The following is a 16365-nucleotide window of genomic DNA, read 5'->3' on the forward strand; positions in this document are numbered from 1 at the left end:
CGATCCGACAGCCGCTCGTCTGCTCGCGACTTCACTTGTCCGGGCCTTGGCACACCCCGTTCAACGACCGGTCAGAGCCAAAGTCACCGGTATTGGGGCTAGACGAGTAGATCCGAAGCCCTGCGGGCGCAAAGGAGAAGGGCCTCGTTGATCGTTGTGTGACGAACGACATCGAGACCCTTCTGACCGCCCTGTACGTGAAGATCGACGACGAGCTGGCGGGACCACGACGGCTGGGCAGGCCCTCGGTGTCGGCCGACTCCGAGCTCGTGTGCCTCGCGCTCGCCCAGTCGCTGCTCGGCTTCACGTCCGAGACGCACTGGCTGCGCTACGCCGGCAAGCACCTCACCGGGATGTTCCCGTACCTCCCTCAGCAGTCCGGCTACAACAAGCGGCTGCGGTCCGCGCTCGGCCTGGTCAAGCGGATCATCCGGATGCTGGCGAAGTCGAGCGACTTCTGGCGGGACGACTGCTGGACCGTGGACTCCACCCCGGTGCCCTGCGGGATGTCGCGGCCAACGGTGAAACGCTCGGACCTGGCCGGATGGGCGGGCTATGGGTACTGCGCCAGCCACTCGCGGTTCTACTGGGGGCTGAAGCCGTATCTGGTGTGCACTCCGTCCGGGATGCCGATCCTGTGGGCTTTGGCCGATCCGAAGATCGGCGAGCGCGAGGTGCTGGCCTCGATGCTCGAAGTCGAGGCAGACATGGTCGCCGAGCGCGATGGCATCCTGCTGATCAGTGACAAAGGCTTCGCCGGACGAGCCTTCGAGACCCTGCTGGGGGAGCATGGCATCACGCTCCTGCGGCCGTCCCGCAAGGACGAGAAGGCCCGCTACGGCGAACCGATGCTCAAGAAGGTGCGGCAATTGATCGAGTCGGTGAACGACACCCTCAAAGGCCAGCTCGACCTCGAAGACCACGGCGGCCGCAGCTGCGCCGGAGTCGCGATTCGCGTCGCTCAGCGCATCCTCGCGATGGCCGCCGTGATGTGGCACAACAACGCAACCAAAGCCCCGATCACCCGGTCACTGATCGCATATGACCACTGACCGGAGATCAGACTTACTCGTCTAGGAGCTACAGCTCCCGGGCAGGTAGCTGTAGCCGTCGAGGAAGAGGAGAGGCCCCAGGACGGGGTCCTGGACCACTTCCCAGGACGATACGAAAGGTGACTCCCCCGGCACGTGGAAGGTCATGGACTGGGAGTCGCTGACGACGACACCCGAGAAACCTGCGCCGCCCCTGCTCGCCATGAACTCACCGGTACTGGAGAACTCATACGTCCAGTGCCCCTCGGCGTTGCTGCCGCCGCACCAGACACCAACGACGCTGTCGGGCACCGACGCCTCGACCGGCTCGATGAGCTCCGTGGGCTCCTCGGTGGGTTCTTCGGTCGGTTCTTCGGTCGGTTCTTCGGTTGGTTCTTCGGTCGGTTCCTCCGTGGGCTCTTCGGTCGGTTCGTCTGTCGGTTCCTCCTTGACCTCCTCCGTCGGTTCCTCTGTCGGTTCCTCCGTGGGCTCGTCCGTCGGTTCCTCCGTGTAGTCGTAAGACGAATGGTCTCCAGAGTCGTTCGGCGGGGAGTCCAGCCCGCAGGCGCTCGTGGTCAGCAGCGCGGCTATGAGAATCGCCGCGCACGCGGCGCCGCGGCGGGCGGCATGGGAGAGGGACAGCATGGGGGCCTCCTGATGTACGAGTCAGACAGGGTCGTGTCAGCGGACGATCGCGCTGCGCCCACATGCCAGTCCGAGAAAGGTGACCAGCATCCATACGGGGCCGACGACGCCCTGGAAGCCGGGAAGGCCGGTGATGCCCGCGAAGAGGACAACCGCCAGTACGGGCACGACGCTGAACCAGCCGATCCACCGTGAGATCGTGCGCTCACGCAACGCCATCCAGGCCACCGCACCGGCCGCGACCACGACGCCGAGCCAGCCGATGTACCCGCCAAAGTCGTTGAGCATGAAGTAGACGAACATCCCGTCCTGGCCGAAGGACCGCTCGTTCAAGCCGTCGGGCAGGTAGATGGCCAGGGCGCCCTTCCATCCGTAGCCGTAGGTCAGTCCCGCGGCCGAGGCCGTCAGGGCGCCGCTGACCACGTAGGCGGCGGTGCTGGAGGGTACCCGCGGCTCGACCTGACGCCGCCATGCCGCAGCCAGAACGAGGAGCAGGGAGACCGCCAGGAAGCCGGCGACGAGACCGAGATGCGCCACGGAGCGGCTCACGTCGTCGAGGACCGAGGCCTCGACGGGGGTCCGCTCGACCGTGCCGGCCCGGACGTCCGCCAGGAGCGTGGCGACTACTCCGAGCGCGCCCGCTCCGACCCCGTACAGAGGCCACTTGGCCCTCCGGTCGCCGTCCTGTCGCGTCACGCGCCCCGGGCGGGCATCCGGATCGATGGTGGTCATACGCCTCAACTCCCTGTGTGAACGGTCCGTTACCCATCCGACTGTCGCGGAGGACGAGTCCCGCAGCCCAGGGACGCCGGTCCCGTACGATCGGGACGGTTTCGCCGGATCACGCCCGGTAAGGGCCCGCATTACGGGAACATGTGGGTGTGAGTCGGGGGGATCGGATACTGCGTCACACCGCGTACGGGATCGCAGGGCTGGGCACGGCGGGCTGCGTGGCGACGGTGCCCGTGCACGACTGGCTGGCTGAACGCATTGCCGTCACGCCCCTGTACTGGTCCGACCTCGTGCTCGGCACGGTCTGGCCGCTGGTGGGCGCCGTCGTCGCCAAGGGCCGGCCGCGCAATCCCGTCTGCTGGCTGATGCTGCTGCCCGCAATGATCGGGCCGTACCACCTGCTGGCCTACTACGCCGGTTACAGCCGCCTCGTCGCCGCGGAACCCCTTCCCGGCTGGGAGGTGGGGGCCTGGGTCGGCTGCTGGGGCTTCGTCGGCTACTGGTTCGCCACGCCTCTGGTGCCCTTGCTCTTCCCGTACGGCCGCCTGGAAACGGCGCCGCGCCGGGCGTGCGCCTGGGCCGTCGTCACGGTCGCCGGGATCGGAACGCTGGCGACGATGCTGCGGCCCAGCGGCACCGACCCCGTCCCCGGTGTCCCGAATCCGCTCGCGATCGCGGGCTGGGAGTGGCTGCACATCGTGATGTTCACCTGTGCCGTGGCCACCATGCTCGGCGGTACCCTGGTGGCCGCCGTCCTCCTCGTCCTGCGGACCCGAGCGGCGACCGGCGCCGAACGGGCCCAGCTGCAGTGGCTGATGCTGGGCGGGCTGCTGATGGCGTTCTCTTTCCTCTCCCTCCTCCTGGACGACCTCCAGCAGCCGGCTCTGGTCGGCGATCTCCTCATGCTGATCGGACTGCTCGGCCCGCCCGCGAGTGTCGCTGTCGCGATGCTGCGGCACGGACTGTTCGATGTGGAGCTCGTCCTCGGCCGCGCCATCGTCTTCACCGTCCTCAGCGCGCTCGTCCTCGGGGTGTACGCCGGGGTCGTCGCCGGTGCGCGGCTGATCGCGCCCGGGTCTCTGACGGGGACCTGTCTGCTCGCTTTCACCGCACTGATCGCGGCCAACGGCCGCGGCGCCGTCCAGGCGGCCGTCGACCGGACGCTGTTCGGGCACCGTCACGATCCGTACGCCGTCGTCGCGCACGTCGGTCGCCGTGTCGCTCCGGCCGGTGAGCCGGCGGAAGCCATGCAGCACCTCGTCGACGCCCTGCGGTCCGCGCTGCGTCTGCCCTACGCGGCCTTCGAGAGCCCCGCCGTGGCCGCGGCCTCCGGCAGACCGGCGGCCGGCGCGGGCTGGCGGTCCTTTCCCTGCCGGGCCCTGGGCCGCGAACTCGGTGTACTGCGCGTAGGGCGGCGAAGCGTCAACGATCCCTGGACGGCCAAGGAGCAGGCCGCGGTCGAAGAGGTCGCGGACCGCGCCGCCACACTCGCCTACGCCGCCGGTCTCGTCGAGGACATCGCCCGCAGCCGGTCACGCATCCTGTCCGTGCGCGAGGAGGAGCGAAGGCGGCTGCGCGCGGACCTCCACGACGGCATCGGCCCCTCCCTGGCCGGCACCGCCCACCAACTCGACGCCCTCGCCCGGCGCATCGACGACCCCCATCTCGCGGGATGCCTCAGGACACTCCGGGACAGGCTCCGCTCCACCGTCACCGATCTGCGCACCGTGGTCCAGGGGCTCCGGCCTGCAGTCCTCGACCAGCTCGGGTTGCCCGGCGCCCTTCGGGAACTGCTGGCCGGATACGACACACCGGCCTGCCACAGCAGTATCGACGGCGCCTGCCACAGCCTGCCGGCCGCTGTCGAGGTCGCCGCCTACGCCATCGCCGCGGAGGCGGTCGCCAACGCCGTCAGGCACAGCGCCGCCGGCCGCCTCGAACTGACCGCCCTTTTGGAGGACACCGTCTTGATCCTGTCGATCCGCGACAACGGGCGCGGTATTCCGCCCAAGCACAGCGCCGGTGTGGGACTCCGCAGCATGAAGGAGCGCGCGGCCGAGGTTGGGGGCCGGCTTGAGGTGACGACCGCGCCCGGCGGAGGCACCGTCGTACGAGCGGACCTCCCGGCGGGGGACCAGCGGTGAGCGTCTCCGTCCCCGACCCTGTTCCCGTCCCCTCCCCGGTCACCGTCCTCGTCGTCGACGACCATCCCGTCTTCCGGGCCGGAATGGCCACCGTCCTCGCCGATCTCCCAGATGTGACGGTCGTCGGAGAGGCGTCCGACGGTGCCGAAGCCATCATGGCCGCCGACCGGCTGCGGCCGACGATCGTGCTCATGGACCTGCGTATGCCGAACCTCAACGGCCTGGAGGCCACGGCCCGGATCACCACAGCCCATCCGGAGATCGCCGTGCTCATCCTGACCATGGACGAGGACGAGGACTCGGTCTTCGCCGCCCTGCGCGTCGGCGCGCGTGGCTACCTGCTCAAAGAGTCGGACGGCGCCGACGTCCACCGCGCCCTGCTCGGGGTCGCCCGTGGCGAAGCGGTCTTCGGCCCCCGGATCGCCGAGCGCGTCCTGGCCCATTTCGCCACTCCACCCGCCGCCCGATCCGCCCTCCCCTTTCCTCACCTCACCGACCGGGAACGCGAGACCCTCGACCTGATCTCCCGCGGCCTCGACAACGCGTCCATCGCCCGTCGCCTGTCCCTGTCCGAGAAGACCATCCGCAATCGGGTCAGCGACGTGCTGGCGAAACTGCACGCCCGGTCCCGCACGGAAGCAGCGGCTCTCGCACGGGATGCGGGCCTGGGACACCCCCGCCACTCCGCGTAGGCGTCCCCCGGAGGGCCGGCTGCGACGTCACGGTCAGCAGGTCCAGCTGTCCTCCGGCAGTTCGACCTTGTCCGCGTACAGGAGCCGTCTAAAACTGACGATCACCGTTGACACCTGGGACCGCGGCAATCCAAGGGCGGCATCACGGTCGCGCCGGGGGATCATCAGCACGGTGGAGTCGTCGATCTCCAGGGTGGCTCCCATGGCCAGCTACGATTCCCGACCATTCGCAACGCATCGGGCGCGGCAGGGTGCCCGTCGGGTGCCCTGGAGATCGTGAACGGGGCCGGGCGCATCACCCCGCTGCCTGTTCCGCCCAGTTACGACGAGATCGAGGTGGGGAACTGCGTGACGTCCCTGGCCACCAGGACCAGCGGCTGCTTCGCCGACAGCACGACCGCCTCACCGTCCGGGCTGTCGATCGTTGCGGTGCGTCGAACCGCCCGGACGCAGTGCACCGCCACATGCCCCTACGCCGGTGCGCCGGCCTGCCCGCGGGGGTAGTTCGGTGTCGGGGTCGTCACAGCGAGACTGAGGGACCGACGAAGCCCCCGCGCGGACAGTCCGGAATGCCTGGGGCCTTCAGTTGCCCAACGGTAACCGCGTCCAGTGCGGATGAACGCCACAGGACGGGGTAACCGGGCTGCTGCCGTGAAGATCCCGTCCGAGGAGAACTTATGAGCGAACCAGCAGGTCTGGGTGTTGAGGTGGCCGTGATCAGTTCCGACGCCGCGGTCATCACCGTCTGCGGGGAGCTTGACACTGACACCGGCCTGGCCCTTCAGCACCAGTTGGCCGGTCAGGTGGTGCATGGACGACGTCACCTGGTACTGGACCTGGCGGGCGTGCCGTTCATGGACTCCTCCGGGCTGCGTGTCATCGTACGGACTGTCAACGAAATACGGAACGTTGACGGGTCCGTGTCCCTGGCCGCGCCTAGCCAAGTGGTGCGACGTGTGCTCGACCTGACCGGGGTCAGCATGAGCTGCCGGCTATTCGACAGCGCGGACGCGGCCTGTGAAGCCCTCCTGGGCTGGAAGGACGAGGTGTCTCATCACGCGGCGTACGACGCGGTGGATCGATAGCGAATCCAGCACGAACAAGCCCTCCGCGTATCTATCGCAGCGGTACACAGGGCGTCCGGGCGCTGTACCCCGAGGCGAGAGCAGGCCAGCGGGGCCGTGGTGGCGGAAGTGCGCAAGCGCCAGCCGCGCGCCGGCACGGGAGTGCTGTGGCGCGGCCTCAGGAGGCGAAGTGAGGCCGGGACCGCTTGAGGCGGGGTGGGGCGGGAGCACAGGCCTCGGGAGCGGAAGCGTGTGGATCCAGGCACCGTCGGCCGGACCGCTGCCGCGGCGAGCAGTATGAGTTGATGCACCTGTGGCTGCCGCGTCCGGCCCACACAGTGTCCATTGCGATCTCACGCTCTGCGTACGCTGTAGGACCTGGTCCGCCCTGAGAATTGGGGGCACCGGTGAAACTCGGCCCAGAATGACGCCATGACCGACGATCTTGCCCGGAACGCGCCTCGTCCGCTCCTGCGCCGCCCCGCGGACGGCGAGCTCATAGACGTAGCCGGTGTCGCTCACTTCTTCCGACTCACCGGAGAGCAAACCGGCGGACACTTCGCCTTCGAGGAGTTCAGCCTCGCACCTGGCACCATCGGCGCCAGACCACATGTACACGAAGGACACGACGAATACTTCTACGTACTTGAAGGCGAATTGACCCTCCACACGGGGGACGGCGAGGTGACAGCCGGCCCGGGATGTCTGCTGGCCGCCATCCGTGGCACTCCGCACGGCTTCCGCAACGAAGGCCCGGCCACCGCACGGGCCCTGTGCCTCTATACTCCAGCCGGCTACGAGAACTACTTCCGTGACGTCCATGCCGCCGTCAGCGCCGGCGCCGAGGCGACCGACCATCTGCTCGCGGAATTCCGCAGCCGCTACCGAACCAGCTCGTACCCGCCTCCCTTGGACATGCTCTGAGTGAACACCATCGCAACGCTCTCGGCGACGGCCCGACGACGAGTTCTTCGCTGCGTGGAAGGCGGAGTTCTTAGACGCGGCGGCAATCCGGGTGCAGCGGGGTAATGGGGCGTCAGCACCTGTTGAGAACGAGCCTCGGCAACGCTTCCGCGTCCCTTGACTTACCTGGCCCTAACAAAGCCTCTGGACGTGCCGGTGGGTGATCAGGCAGACGGCGAGGCCGAGGAAGGCCTCGTGGATGTCGTCGCGTCGTTCCCAGCGGATCCGCAGGCAGCGGAAGCCGTGCAACCAGGAGATCGTCCGCTCGACGACCCACCGGAAGGTGCCCAGACCGGTGCCGTGCGGCTGTCCACGCTCGGCGAGCATAACGGGGCACCGCGCGCGAGTGGCCGACGTGGGCGCCCGTCGGGATGGAGGGCGTGTTGTAGGCATAGCTACCGGAACCAAACCGGGTGGCCTGGCCGCCCGATCGAACCATACGCAAGTCCGATAGGCACCGGCCGCGCAGACGGGAGGAGCAGGGTTCCACTGCTGAGCCTGCGAGGCCGGTGCATGATTCACGTACCCTGCGATGCGTCCGATAAGCCCGATCCCTCCCAACCGTCGCAAGGGAGCGTCTCTTTCACGCCAGTGGGCCCGACCGTGTCGGCCGGGCCCACTCATTGCTCGTGCGCGGCGCGTCGCCTTGCGCGCCGGATGTCGTTGGTCTACCAGCGGTACCAGCGGCCCTTGCGGCCTCCGCTGTCCGCGGTCCGGACGACGAAGCCGAGCAGCCACACAACGAGCACGATCACAGCGATCCACCACAGCGCCTTCAGTGCGAAACCCGCGCCGAAGAGGATCAGAGCCAGCAGAAGAACCAGAAGCAGGGGAACCATCGTTATCAACCTCCTGGCCACCGGATGCCCTTACATCAGCCCTGCAAGCACACGAAGCATGAGTTACTTCCACGGGATGTATGGACACCTTTGTACGCGACGATCGCCTACGCAGGCGGCCGGGCGCTGTGCGGCTCCCGCGACCGGCGGAAGCGCACGCGCCCGGCCGCCAGCCTGGCTGCGAACCTCACCCTGAACGCGGGGTGGAGCTGGATGTTCTTCCGCCTGCGCAGTGGCAAGGCCGGGCGGATGGGCACGGTGCTGCTCGACCTCAGCATCATGGGCCTCATCCGCCGTACGGCTCGAACCGACCGTACGGCAGTCGGGTTGCTGAAGGATCTTGACGGCGAAACCGGCACCGAACAGGATGACCGCGCCGAAGCAGGGGGACCATAGCTATCGACCTCCCGCCCGCCCGGCTTCCCTGCCCTTTCTTCAATATTCGACATCAAGACCTTGTTTATCAAGGGAAAGCAGGGGCACGAGCCGGTTACCGCGATCGCGGTCCTGAAGCTACGAGGAGGCGTTGTTCTGTGACTGCCAACGAGAAGGCGAAGGCGAAGACCGAGCAGGCCAAGGGCAAGACCAAGGAGGCCCTGGGAAGCGCCATCGGCAACGAACGCATGGCCGCTGAGGGGCAGGCAGAGAAGAGTTCCGGCGACGCCCGCGAAGCCAAGGAAAACGTCAAGGACGCGTTCAAGCACTGACCTCCGCCGACGGAAAGGGCCCCCTTTGCAAGGGGGTCCTTTCCCGTTTCGTGAGCCGCGCATTGATTTGCCGTAAGTGACCTCATTGCCGCTGGCATCGGCGGCTTGGCCCACGGAGGTGCCTTGCCGGTCCACGTTTTGATCGTTTCGTGCACGGAAACCAAGGTGCAAGTACTGCTCATCGGTGGGCGGGCGGTAACTCGTTCACCGGTCGCCTCCCGCACTCCAGCAAGGTCGGCCGCAACGGCCTCGACGATCTCCGGACCATGCTGGCCGACCCTGTACGGGTCCGCCTGCCGCGCCGTCGGGACCCCGTGATGGCTGTCCCAGACCTCCACCTCCACCACCTCGTCCGCCAGACGCAGCCGCAACCGCAGCCGCAGTAGAAATGGGGCCGGGCGCGTGCTTGAAGGCGTTGGTGACCAGCTCGCTGACCGCGAACCGAGCCACGGTCACGATGCGCCTCGACACGTTGGTACGACCGCCGGCTTCTGCCTCCGCGGTGGGGACTGCGGCAGTTCGGTCACGGGCCTCGGCGATGCAGGAGCCGTCTCCCGACAGCGTCAGGGTCTCCTCGACCGCCGCTGAGACCGGTCCATGGCAACACTGATGTTCCGGGTCCGCACCCGTCCGTCCTGTCATTCCCGCCCCTCTCGCGTACGTCGTCTGCCCGGACGGGTACCGCATCGGCGCAACATGTACCTGTGGCAGGGCCATCCGGGAGCAATACCAGTCATGCGCGAGCAGATCGTCGCCGAGGAAGTGACCTCGGAAGAGTCAGCTGGTCGTGAGCATGCCCTCGCGCAGTCGGGCCAGGCACCGGGACAGCAGGCGGGAGACGTGCCTCTGCGAGACTCCGAGTTGTTCGCCGATCTGAGCCTGGGTGAGTTCTTCGACGAACCGCATGTGGATGAGCTTGCGGCCACGCTCGTCGAGTTCGGCGATCGATGGGGCGGGGGCGTGGAAGTCCTCCACGAGCTCAAGCGCCGCGTCCACGGTACCGATGAAGTTGTGCAGGGCGCTTTCGCCGTCCTCGCTGCCGTTGATCGCGGCATCCAGGGACGAGGAGTTGTAGCCGTTCGAGGCGAGACGGGCCTCGCGGACCTCGTCCTCGGGCAGGCGCCGACAAGGCGGCGGCGCCGGTAAGTGCCCAGAGGCCGGTGCCTGAAGCGTTGTCCCACAGTCGTCGGGCAGCACAGTGCAGTTCCCGCTGACGGCCTCGTAGTCGGAGCCGGTCTCGCTACTGACCTTCAGCACAGCCGCGGCGCCGCCCGCATCGGGATGCCCGCCTGAGTCACTTCCACGCGGGTTGCGTTCTCGTCGAACGTCGTGTCGATACCGGCCTCTGCCCCGCCCGGCGCGGGCGGTCCTGGTGACGCGTGTGCGATCCGGGCTGCCGGCCTTGCCGCGCGTGCTCGGAGGGCGCCGGGACTCGCTTGCTGCGGCTGCGCCGGTCAGTTCCGTCGCCGCTCATCGTCGTCAAGGCCTAGTCCGTGCACCGTAACCAGATCGGCGAGGCCGGAGAAGGTGAGTACGGGCTCCAGCAAGGATGTGACGACGAGCTCCAGCCGGTCAGCGTGGGCGAAGAGCACGCTCAGCCCGGCGCTGTCGAGGTAGTCCACCGCGGTCAGAGCTGACCCTGGCCGGAGAGATCGACCACCACACCGGCGACGAGCTCAGGCAAGCCCTGGATGTCTGTGACATCGTCCGGCCCCGCATCGTCGTCGACATGCGCCAGATCGCCTTCATGGACTCCAGCGGCATCAACCTCTTCATCACCGCACACCAGGCCGTCACCGAGGCCGGAGGATGGCTGCGCCTGGCCGGCCCCACCCGAGCCGTGCGGCGCACCCTGCAACTCGTCGGCGTCGACGCCCTCATCGACTGCCGCCCCACCCTGCGCGAGGCACTCACGCCCTGACACCACCTGCACCGTCCGCTTGAGCGAGCGCTCACGGCGTAGCGGTCCTGAGCTGCTCGCTGCCGTCGCAAGGGCCGTCGGACGACAGGCCGGTCAGGTCGGCCGCCTTCCGGTCCGGTTCCAGTGCCGGGCCGATCCATTCGCACAGCAGGACGGTGGCATCGTCCTGGAGATGGCCGTCGTGGTAGTCGAGGACGGCGTGGATGAGGCGGCGCAAGGTTTCGGGGACGGACAGGCCATCGGCGTGGTGACGGATGAGGAAGTCGGTGAAGCGGTCCACGCCGAATTCGCGGCCGCCGGGGCGGCGAGCCTCGGTGATGCCGTCGGTGTACAAGACGATGCGGTCGCCCGGTTGCAGATGCTCCTGGCACACGGTGCAAGGCAGTCCCAGGCCCGTGCCCATGGGATGGGCCGGTGGGCAGGCGAGGTGGGTGGTCCAGCGGTTGTCGCGGATGATGATCGGCGGGTGGTGGCCGCGGTTGACCCACTGCAGGATGCCGGTGCGGGTGTCGAGGGTCGCCACGATGCCGGTGACGTAGCGGTGATGGTCGTACTGCTCGATCAGGGCGGCTTCCACAGCCTCGGTCTTGCCGACCAGGTCGGCGCCCTGACGCCGGGCATTGCGGCAGGCTCCGAGCGCCAGGGTTCCGGACAGGCCTGCGGCCGTGTCGTGCCCCATCGCATCGAAGATCGTCAAATGCACCAGGGGCCCGTCGATGGCGTACTCGAAGACGTCCCCGCTGATGTCGTAGGCCGGTTCCAGGGACGCGGAGATCGCCACCCGTCCGTCCGCATAGGTCCGCGGCGGCAGGATGTTCCACTGCATCTCCGCGGCCAGGCTCATCGGCTGTGCCCGCTCCAGCTTGGCCAGCGCGTCGCTGGTGCCCCGCTTGCTCACGATGATCAGAGCGATGAGCGCGGCCAGCGCCTCCATGTCCGCACGGGCGTTCGCGTCGTCGTGGCTGGCGCTCACCCGCAGCAGTCCGACGCGCTCGGCCCCGTCCAGCACCGGCACCCACCACTCGAACACGCCGCCCCCCGCGGGTGCGGCGGGCAGGACATCGCCGTACTGGTAAGCCCGCCCCGCAACCGTGCCCTCGACCGGCAACTCCGCCTCACTGCCCTGCGCTGCTTCCTCGTGGCCGGCCAGCAGGCACAGCCTGTTGCGCTGCAGATCCGCCACATAGATCAGCACCTTGCGGAAATCCGCGGCACGCGCACATTCGGACGCCTTCGCCGGCAGCAGCTCGACCGGCATGAGGTGACTGGCCTTCAGCAAATCGGCGAGCATCGCCCGCCCGCCCTCACCACTCCTGTTCATCGCAGTCCACCTCCGGTCATTGCCGCCGCACCGTGTGCACGCCACCCCAGCGCCAGACACTGCACATCAGCGGCTACACGTCCACTCGGGACATCTACCACCTCAAAGACATCTCGGCCGCGGGACCACACCCGCCATAGAGCAGACAGCCGCCTGGCTGGCCGCACAGAACGGGACACGACGACCGGCCGAGCACTACGACACCCCCCCTCATGCCCGCCCCGGCAATTCCACCGCCTTCAGCCCCGTACGCCGGTGAATCCCGCACCGGCACGCACTCCCGCCCCAACGGTCGCCGCAAGCCGGCACCCAACGCCGTCCTTGCCGGCGTCGGCCTCGCACTGTTCGCCGGAGCTACGATCCTCGGAGCATCGCTGAATTCCGGCGCCACGGCGCCTACCTCTCCAGCCTCTCCCTCTCCCACTCGTATCGCATCGACACCCGCCGGTCGCACCCCGGCCACGACGCCATCGCCAGCCCCTCCGACCGCCAGGACGTCACCCGGACCGGCACACGGCGGCGACAAGGGCCGTGAGTGGTCACGCAAGCACAACGACGGGAAAGAAGGAAAAGGACGGCAACGGCACTCCGGCGACTGAGCCGCTGCAAGATGCTGCGTACAGCCGTGAGGACAGGCAAACGGACCCACGCTGGCCACAGCGGGCCTCGCCTTCGGCCGCTTCCCGCGCCAGGCGACGCCGCGCGTCCTCGGCGTGGCGGGCAAGGCCGACGTCCCGGCGGCGTTGCCGATCGCACCCCAGAGGTTCTGTCGGTCCTTGCGGCCGAAACGCCACAACGCGGGCCCGGCCGAACGGTGCGGGCAGTCCGCGTCCGTCGAACCGCGGCCCGAAAGAATGTCAGGACTCATCTGGCTCGACGGCACCCTCGTGGGTGGCGTCTCCTTCCCGAAATTCGACGCCGCCGCCGGCATCTGCGAGGCGGGCTGCTGGCTGGAGCCTGCCGCCACAGGCCGGGGCCTGGTCGGACGTGCAGCTCGGCTGATCATCGACGGGGTGTTCAACGAACGCGGCATCCACCGCGTGCAGTGGTTTGTGTCGCCGAACAACACGCCCAGCATCAACGTGGCCAAGCGACTCGGCATGACCTGTGAGGGCGTCCTGCGCGAGACCTACCTCTACCGCGGCGTCCGCCACGATGCAGAGGTCTGGTCGGTGCTGGCGCCGGAGTGGCAAGCCTTGGGCAGCTGAGCGTCCTTTCGGTTCGCCGTTTCTCCACGTTCACAGCTGTCGACCATTCGGCGCTGGGGCTTCCAGGCGGGTAGGCGGCTCAGGCTTGACGAACGAAGGTCGCGCAGTCCGGACAGTCGTCGAGGTAGCGATGCCGACACTCAACGGTGTGCTGCAGGAAGGTAATTGCCTCCTGTCTCTGGACGATTTCGCCTTCGAGTTCAGCGATCTTCGCCCTCACGACTGCCTGCGCCGTCGACTTCTTCGGCGCCATGGCGGCGGTGACCTCGGGCAACGAGAGGCCGACGCGCCGCAGTTTCAGTACGGTGCGTGCCTGCTCCACAGCGTTGTCGTCGTAGATGCGGTAGCCGTTGCCATCGCGACGCACGGTGAGTGCCCCGACGTCTTCCCAGTGCCGCAGCACGTGGGCTTCGATTCCGAGCTCTGCGGCTACTTCTCCGATCGTCTTCACGTTACGCGCCTTGCCTTCATGCCGACCTGAACCCTTAGCGTCTCGATCATGCCTGATGTCACTGGCCCCACGGGCTGCCCTTGCCGTTCATCGATCCTGGTCACCGGCGCGACCGGCAATCTCGGCCGTGAGGTCGTCGACCGCCTCCAAGCACACGGCGCGCGCGTACGATGCCTTGTACGCGATCAGGCCGCTCCGCGCCCCGGAGTCGAGTGGGCGGTCGGCGACCTCACCAACCCCGCTGCCGTGCGCGCGGCGCTCGTGGGCATCGACGCTGTCTTTCTGATCTGGCCACTGCTCGACTCCGCCCCTGCCCACGACCTGGTCGCGGAACTCATCGCAGCGGCACCCCGTGTCGTCTACCTGTCCTCGACAGCCATCGACGACGAAGCCTCTCGTCAGAGCGATCCCATCGTTCAGGTGCACGCGGATATGGAAGCCCTGCTTCGCAATGCCGGTCTGTGCCCCATGGTGCTGCGTAGCGATACGCTGGCGTCCAACGCCCGTGGCTGGATCCCACAGTTGCGGGCGGGCGACGTGGTGTCAGGCCCGGAAATCGCGCGCACAGCCGTCGTCGACGAGCGCGACGTCGCTGATGCCGCCGTCGCGGCATTGCTCGGGCAACACAACCAACTCGGACACGGGCCCTACCTGCTGACAGGACCCGAGGTACTGAGTCGCGCCGACCAGGTCGCTCTTCTTGGTGTCGCCCTCCGGCGCCGTCTACGCTTCCAAGCGGTCACCGCTGACCTCGCGCGATCACGCATGCTCACAGACGGACGTCCAAAGCGGCTGATGGAAGCGCTGATTGCTGCCTCGCTGCGCCGACCGGAGTCAAACCGCACCACCGATCACGTCGAGCGCCTCACTGGCCGACCGGCCGGCACCTTCGCAAGGTGGGCCATCGACCATACGGCCGAGTTCCGCTGACGGACGAACCACGGCACGGCCACCTGGCCATGATGAACGTGCTCGATGACTAGGGCCTCCGAGCCCTGGCTACAGCTGAGTTGCCTGCGGAGGGCCGCCGTCGGGATCGCTTCGGCGTCTTGACCGCACCCGATCAGATCACGTACTACTTCATTATGAAGCACGTAACTAATTTCGGGCAGCTGGCCCAGAACGCGGACGGGCTGCTCTACGACCCTCAAGTCCGCGACGCCATGGCCGCGTTCATGGCAGGGGGTGACACCCTGCGCCTGGAGGCGGCTGCCGCTGCGCGCTCCGCGCACAGGTCCGTTGAGCGGCTTCGCACCCACGGATCGGAAGGCCGTGGTCTCAGCGCGGGAGCCAGCGATGTCCTGATCCGCCTGCGCACGCTCGGCGAAGCCGGTGCGACTCTCGGCGACCTCGCCCGTTCCGCAGGCATGACCCCCCGCAACGCCACCGGTCTGGTCGACACACTCGAACGCGAAGGCCTCGTCCGACGCGATCCCGACCCCGATGACCGCCGGTCCATCCTCGTCCGCATCAACCCGGCCGGCCTGGCATGGCTGGACGAGTACCGGACACCGACCCAGCGGGCGATGGCGGCACTGTTCCACGGATTCACCGACACCGAACTGCACCAGCTCCGCCACCTGTGCCTACGGCTTGTTCAGAACCAGCAGCGCATCGCCACCCATCTCGCTGCCACCGAAGGGACCAACCTCTCATGACTACGGCCACGACACGCACCACCGTCCGCGCCTACCACCAAGCCCGGTTCCAGGGCGACATCCCGGCTGCCGCCCGAACTCTCAGCGAGCCCTTCCACTTCCAAAGCCCCCTGCTGATCTCCGGCAGTACGCACCAGCACCTCAGGGGTTTGGAAGCGTTCCTGGGAATCGTCACCGGCGTCGATCTGGTCAGCGAACTGTACGGCGAGACCGAAGCGACCTTGGTCTACGACGTCCACACCTCGGTCCCGGCCATCGGCACTCAACGCACAGCCGAACACTTCCGCCTCACCAACGGCCGGATCGACACCATCCGCCTCATCTTCGACGCCACCCCATGGCATGGGATCATGCAGGCCGCCACCCTGTCCTGACACCACGGTCGATATACCCGTGAACAACGGAAGCTCCAACACCGCCCGATCGACCATGCCCCTCACCACGAGAGCATGCCCACCCGCTATCACGCACCAACTTGTTAGGGCTCGCAGAGAATCAACATGCTGATTTGATCTAGGGTCCGTCTTAAAGATCACCTCGTGGTCGATCATGGTGGGTGTGGTACGCCGCCATGAACTTACCGATCGCGAGTGGCAGTTACGCGCTCCACTGATACCTCGAGCCCTGACGGGTCGGCCTCGCGTCGAGGACCGAAAGATCATCAACGCCATGGTCTACAAGATCCGCACCGGGATCTCCTGGCGCGACCTGCCGGCTCGTTACGGCCCATGGAAAACGGTGTATACCCGCTTCCGCCGCTACGCCCTGGACGGCGTGTTCACCCGGGTCCTTCAGCAGATCCAGGCCCAATCCGACGCGGCCTGTGACATCGACTGGCTGGTCCAGATCGACTCCACCGTCGTCCGCGCCCACCAGCATTCCGCCGCCACCGGCCGAAAAGGTGCCCCTATGGTTTTCGTCAAGCGGTGGCCGGGGTGGGCGGCTGGTAGAAGGTTCCGTCTCGGAGCATGGCGAAGAGGACGTCGATG

Annotated in this window: 18 protein-coding genes and 4 pseudogenes; 13 read left to right on the forward strand and 9 right to left on the reverse strand. The window is 67.7% G+C overall.

Going from position 1 to position 16365, the window contains the following annotated elements:
- Positions 1–158 precede the first annotated feature (158 nt).
- Positions 159–1052, forward strand: coding sequence for an IS982 family transposase (locus ACFY01_RS46330; protein ID WP_390741818.1), 894 nt, complete (start codon positions 159–161; stop codon positions 1050–1052).
- Between the two features lie 21 nt (positions 1053–1073).
- Here the strand turns inward: ACFY01_RS46330 and ACFY01_RS46335 are convergent, their stop codons facing one another.
- A complete protein-coding gene (locus tag ACFY01_RS46335) occupies positions 1074–1676 on the reverse strand; it encodes a PT domain-containing protein (RefSeq protein WP_390741819.1) in 603 nt (200 codons plus the stop codon).
- Positions 1677–1712: 36 nt separating this feature from the next.
- A complete protein-coding gene (locus ACFY01_RS46340) occupies positions 1713–2408 on the reverse strand; it encodes a hypothetical protein (RefSeq protein ID WP_390741820.1) in 696 nt (231 codons plus the stop codon).
- Positions 2409–2557: 149 nt separating this feature from the next.
- On the opposite strand from ACFY01_RS46340, the gene ACFY01_RS46345 reads away from it, so the two are divergent.
- Both ACFY01_RS46345 and ACFY01_RS46350 read left to right on the forward strand, forming a co-directional pair.
- Entirely contained in the window at positions 2558–4552 is a 1995-nt protein-coding gene (locus tag ACFY01_RS46345; RefSeq protein WP_390741821.1) for a sensor histidine kinase, read from the forward strand.
- On the forward strand, positions 4549–5244 hold the full coding sequence (locus tag ACFY01_RS46350) for a response regulator (protein ID WP_390741822.1): 696 nt from the start codon (positions 4549–4551) through the stop codon (positions 5242–5244). Before ACFY01_RS46345 ends, ACFY01_RS46350 begins: the two co-directional genes overlap by 4 nt.
- Before the next feature lie 33 nt (positions 5245–5277).
- Here ACFY01_RS46350 and ACFY01_RS46355 read toward each other — a convergent pair whose 3' ends face one another.
- The gene (locus tag ACFY01_RS46355; RefSeq protein WP_390741823.1) at positions 5278–5448 is read right to left on the reverse strand and encodes a hypothetical protein; all 171 of its coding nucleotides are present in this window, start codon (positions 5446–5448) and stop codon (positions 5278–5280) included.
- Between the two features lie 473 nt (positions 5449–5921).
- Between ACFY01_RS46355 and ACFY01_RS46360 the strand changes: the two genes are divergently transcribed.
- On the forward strand, positions 5922–6329 hold the full coding sequence (locus tag ACFY01_RS46360; RefSeq protein WP_390741824.1) for an STAS domain-containing protein: 408 nt from the start codon (positions 5922–5924) through the stop codon (positions 6327–6329).
- 411 nt (positions 6330–6740) lie between these two features.
- Entirely contained in the window at positions 6741–7232 is a 492-nt protein-coding gene (locus tag ACFY01_RS46365) for a cupin domain-containing protein (protein ID WP_390741825.1), read from the forward strand.
- Positions 7233–7403: 171 nt separating this feature from the next.
- On the opposite strand, the pseudogene ACFY01_RS46370 reads toward ACFY01_RS46365, so the two are convergent.
- Together ACFY01_RS46370 and ACFY01_RS46375 are read right to left on the reverse strand one after the other, a co-directional pair.
- Positions 7404–7586, reverse strand: a pseudogene (locus tag ACFY01_RS46370) (transposase); the annotation flags it as partial.
- A 353-nt stretch (positions 7587–7939) separates the two neighbouring features.
- Positions 7940–8110: a DUF5670 family protein gene (locus ACFY01_RS46375; RefSeq protein WP_011113206.1), complete on the reverse strand. Its 171-nt coding sequence runs from the start codon at positions 8108–8110 to the stop codon at positions 7940–7942.
- A gap of 90 nt (positions 8111–8200) precedes the next feature.
- Here ACFY01_RS46375 and ACFY01_RS46380 point away from each other — a divergent pair, with 90 nt between their 5' ends.
- Positions 8201–8506, forward strand: a complete 306-nt coding sequence (locus ACFY01_RS46380) for a TspO/MBR family protein (RefSeq protein WP_390741826.1) — start codon at positions 8201–8203, stop codon at positions 8504–8506.
- 137 nt (positions 8507–8643) lie between these two features.
- Positions 8644–8817 (forward strand): CsbD family protein, encoded by a 174-nt coding sequence (locus ACFY01_RS46385; protein WP_390741827.1) that lies wholly within the window; start codon positions 8644–8646, stop codon positions 8815–8817.
- Between the two features lie 777 nt (positions 8818–9594).
- Here ACFY01_RS46385 and ACFY01_RS46390 read toward each other — a convergent pair.
- Both ACFY01_RS46390 and ACFY01_RS46395 read right to left on the reverse strand, forming a co-directional pair.
- A pseudogene (locus tag ACFY01_RS46390) lies at positions 9595–9936 on the reverse strand (sigma-70 family RNA polymerase sigma factor); the annotation flags it as partial.
- 335 nt (positions 9937–10271) lie between these two features.
- A pseudogene (locus ACFY01_RS46395) lies at positions 10272–10448 on the reverse strand (anti-anti-sigma factor); the annotation flags it as partial.
- A gap of 8 nt (positions 10449–10456) precedes the next feature.
- On the opposite strand from ACFY01_RS46395, the gene ACFY01_RS46400 reads away from it, so the two are divergent.
- Entirely contained in the window at positions 10457–10738 is a 282-nt protein-coding gene (locus ACFY01_RS46400) for an STAS domain-containing protein (RefSeq protein WP_390741834.1), read from the forward strand.
- 31 nt (positions 10739–10769) lie between these two features.
- Here the strand turns inward: ACFY01_RS46400 and ACFY01_RS46405 are convergent, their stop codons facing one another.
- Entirely contained in the window at positions 10770–11996 is a 1227-nt protein-coding gene (locus tag ACFY01_RS46405; RefSeq protein ID WP_390741828.1) for a PP2C family protein-serine/threonine phosphatase, read from the reverse strand.
- A 914-nt stretch (positions 11997–12910) separates the two neighbouring features.
- On the opposite strand from ACFY01_RS46405, the pseudogene ACFY01_RS46410 reads away from it, so the two are divergent.
- Positions 12911–13267, forward strand: a pseudogene (locus tag ACFY01_RS46410) (GNAT family N-acetyltransferase); the annotation flags it as partial.
- A gap of 79 nt (positions 13268–13346) precedes the next feature.
- Here ACFY01_RS46410 and ACFY01_RS46415 read toward each other — a convergent pair.
- On the reverse strand, positions 13347–13718 hold the full coding sequence (locus ACFY01_RS46415; RefSeq protein ID WP_390741829.1) for a MerR family transcriptional regulator: 372 nt from the start codon (positions 13716–13718) through the stop codon (positions 13347–13349).
- A 48-nt stretch (positions 13719–13766) separates the two neighbouring features.
- On the opposite strand from ACFY01_RS46415, the gene ACFY01_RS46420 reads away from it, so the two are divergent.
- From ACFY01_RS46420 to ACFY01_RS46435, 4 genes are all read left to right on the forward strand, one after another.
- The gene (locus tag ACFY01_RS46420) at positions 13767–14648 is read left to right on the forward strand and encodes an SDR family oxidoreductase (protein WP_390741830.1); all 882 of its coding nucleotides are present in this window, start codon (positions 13767–13769) and stop codon (positions 14646–14648) included.
- Positions 14649–14767: 119 nt separating this feature from the next.
- Positions 14768–15376 (forward strand): MarR family winged helix-turn-helix transcriptional regulator, encoded by a 609-nt coding sequence (locus ACFY01_RS46425; protein ID WP_390741831.1) that lies wholly within the window; start codon positions 14768–14770, stop codon positions 15374–15376.
- On the forward strand, positions 15373–15750 hold the full coding sequence (locus ACFY01_RS46430; protein WP_390741832.1) for a hypothetical protein: 378 nt from the start codon (positions 15373–15375) through the stop codon (positions 15748–15750). The genes ACFY01_RS46425 and ACFY01_RS46430 overlap by 4 nt, the downstream gene beginning before the upstream one ends.
- Positions 15751–15925: 175 nt before the next feature.
- On the forward strand, positions 15926–16365 hold a 440-nt coding region (locus tag ACFY01_RS46435; protein ID WP_390741833.1), incomplete at its 3' end, for an IS5 family transposase.

Origin of the sequence: Streptomyces sp. NPDC001480 (assembly GCF_042894725.1) — a bacterium.
GTDB lineage: Bacteria > Actinomycetota > Actinomycetes > Streptomycetales > Streptomycetaceae > Streptomyces.